The following is a 2,579-nucleotide window of genomic DNA, read 5'->3' as shown; positions in this document are numbered from 1 at the left end:
GTCTCACCGAAGGACCTGAAGCCGCTGGCCGCTGCCGGCAAGACGTCGCTCGGCTCCGGCGTCGTCGTCTTCGTCGGCGCCGGCGAAGACAACAAGGCAAGCGTCGTGGTGGCCGTCACCGACGACCTCGTCGGCCGCTTCAGCGCCGTCGACCTTGTCCGAGTGGCCTCGGCGGCACTCGGCGGGCAGGGCGGCGGCGGACGGCCCGACATGGCCCAGGCCGGCGGCCCCGACGCTTCCAAGGCCGATGATGCGATTGCTGCGGTAAGGGCGGCACTCGAAGCGGCGTAGGCGAGTGGACTGAATTTAAAGCAACGGTTGGAGGGACAGCGGACGTCACTTATCAGCCGATTTTTTCAGTCCGCACGAAGCTCGGCCGAGCCGCAATGCGCGCATACCAGTCCCGGATATCAGGGAACTCGGCCAGCAGATTTCGCCCCTCGGCGACCTTGACGAAATAACCGATGATCGGTGCGGCATGCAGGTCGGCCAGCGTCAGCTGGTCGCCCAGCAGCCACGGTCCCGGCGCTTTCAGCGCGGACAGCGTCCGAAGCGCTTTGCTCGCCTGAGCAAGGCCGCCGGCGATCAACGCCTCATCCGGCTGAGCCTTCTCCAGCCGCTCGACGGCGACATCCCAGACCATCGATCTGTAGGCATAGGCATCGAGCATGCCGATGATCTGGTTCATGGTTGCGCGGCCACGAGGCTCCGTCGCTTGCAGCGCTGGCCCGTCGAACGCCTCGTCAACATATCTGGCAATCGCGCTCGTCTCGAACAGCCGGAATCCGTCATGCTCGAAGGCCGGGATGCGGCCGAACGGATGATGTTCGAAATACCAGGCGGGAATCCCGTCGGCGGCAAAGACATCGACTGGCACAAGCTCGTAGTCGATGCCTTTTTCCTCAAGCACGAGGCGGACGATGCGCACATAGACGCTATAGTCCGCCCCGTAGACGATGGGCTTGCTCGACGATGTGGTGTTGACGCTATGATCGATGCGGGCGACGCTCTATTCTTTTATCTTCACAACGGGCTTGCCATCTTCGATGACGAGCGTGATCTTGCCTCCAAGCTCCGCCGGAGCGGGAGCGACATTGGCAGCTTGCACCTCAAACTTCGGCATGGAGTCCAAGAGCTCTTTGCCCTTGGTACTCTTTAGCCGTTCTTGCTGATCGAACCACATAGCCATTTACATCTACCTATTTTCGCAAATCCAGCTCATCCACGGAAGACAGATTTGCACTTCGACACGCCTCAAGTCTTTGTCGTTAACTCAGTGCTGTCGCGCACGAGATCAATATCGAGCGAAGCCTTTGGACGACATGCCTACGCCATCGCTTTCTGCAAATTCTCGTCGATCTTGTCGAGGAAACCGGTGGTCGACAGCCAGGGCTGGTCGGGGCCGATCAGCAGCGACAGGTCCTTGGTCATGAAGCCGGACTCGACCGTCTGGATACAGACCTTTTCCAGCGTGTCGGCAAAGCGCTTCAGCTCGGCATTGTCGTCGAGCTTGGCGCGGTGGGCGAGCCCCCGCGTCCAGGCGAAGATCGAGGCGATCGAATTGGTCGAGGTTTCCTCGCCCTTCTGGTGCTGGCGATAGTGGCGGGTAACGGTGCCGTGCGCGGCTTCGGCTTCCACCGTCTTGCCGTCCGGCGTCATCAGCACCGAGGTCATCAGGCCGAGTGAGCCGAAACCTTGCGCGACCGTGTCGGACTGGACGTCGCCGTCATAGTTCTTGCAGGCCCAGACATAGCCGCCCGACCATTTCAGGGCGGAGGCTACCATGTCGTCGATCAGGCGGTGCTCGTACCACAGCTTCTTCGACTTGAACTCGGTCTCGAATTCAGCCTCGTAGACCTCCTGGAAGATGTCCTTGAAGCGGCCGTCATAGGCCTTCAGGATGGTGTTCTTGGTCGACAGATAGACCGGGTAGTTGCGCAGCAAGCCGTAGTTCAGCGAGGCGCGGGCGAACTCGCGGATCGACTCATCGAGATTGTACATGGCCATGGCGACACCGGCGCCGGGCGCGTCGTACACATCGTGCTCGATCACCTGGCCGTCCTCGCCGACGAACTTGATGGTCAGCTTGCCCTTGCCGGGGAAGCGGAAATCGGTGGCGCGGTACTGGTCGCCGAAAGCGTGACGGCCGACGATGATTGGCTTGGTCCAGCCGGGCACCAGGCGCGGCACGTTCTTCATGATGATCGGCTCGCGGAAGATGGTGCCGCCGAGGATGTTGCGGATGGTGCCGTTCGGCGACTTCCACATCTTCTTCAGCTTGAACTCCTCGACGCGCTGCTCGTCAGGCGTGATCGTCGCGCATTTCACGCCGACGCCGTATTTCTTGATGGCGTTGGCCGAATCGATCGTCACCTGGTCGTTGGTGGCGTCGCGGTGTTCCACGCCGAGGTCGTAATATTCCAGCTTGAGGTCGAGATAAGGGTGGATCAGCTTGTCCTTGATGAACTGCCAGATGATGCGGGTCATCTCGTCGCCGTCGAGTTCGACGACCGGGTTCGCCACCTTGATCTTCGCCATGGAAAGAATGCCTCGTTGCTGGGATGTGGGACGGCCTTGCC

Annotated in this window: 4 protein-coding genes; 1 reads left to right on the top strand and 3 read right to left on the bottom strand. The window is 61.1% G+C overall.

The genetic code is table 11. From position 1 onward, the window contains the following. A partial coding sequence (locus EOA22_RS30470) for a DHHA1 domain-containing protein (RefSeq protein WP_245478722.1) occupies positions 1-291 on the top strand: 291 nt, incomplete at its 5' end. Between the two features lie 52 nt (positions 292-343). Here the strand turns inward: EOA22_RS30470 and EOA22_RS30465 are convergent. The 3 genes from EOA22_RS30465 to EOA22_RS30455 form a co-directional block, all read right to left on the bottom strand. Beyond that, positions 344-997, bottom strand: a complete 654-nt coding sequence (locus tag EOA22_RS30465; RefSeq protein WP_063167814.1) for a glutathione S-transferase family protein — start codon at positions 995-997, stop codon at positions 344-346. Positions 998-1,009: 12 nt separating this feature from the next. Continuing rightward, positions 1,010-1,189 (bottom strand): hypothetical protein, encoded by a 180-nt coding sequence (locus EOA22_RS30460; protein WP_027162373.1) that lies wholly within the window; start codon positions 1,187-1,189, stop codon positions 1,010-1,012. Between the two features lie 137 nt (positions 1,190-1,326). After that, positions 1,327-2,538 (bottom strand): NADP-dependent isocitrate dehydrogenase, encoded by a 1,212-nt coding sequence (locus EOA22_RS30455; RefSeq protein ID WP_063167815.1) that lies wholly within the window; start codon positions 2,536-2,538, stop codon positions 1,327-1,329. Positions 2,539-2,579: the final 41 nt, after the last annotated feature.

Source organism: Mesorhizobium sp. M7A.F.Ca.US.014.04.1.1 (genome assembly GCF_003998745.1).
Lineage (GTDB): Bacteria > Pseudomonadota > Alphaproteobacteria > Rhizobiales > Rhizobiaceae > Mesorhizobium > Mesorhizobium ciceri.
This window is presented reverse-complemented; position numbering and strand designations above follow the sequence as displayed.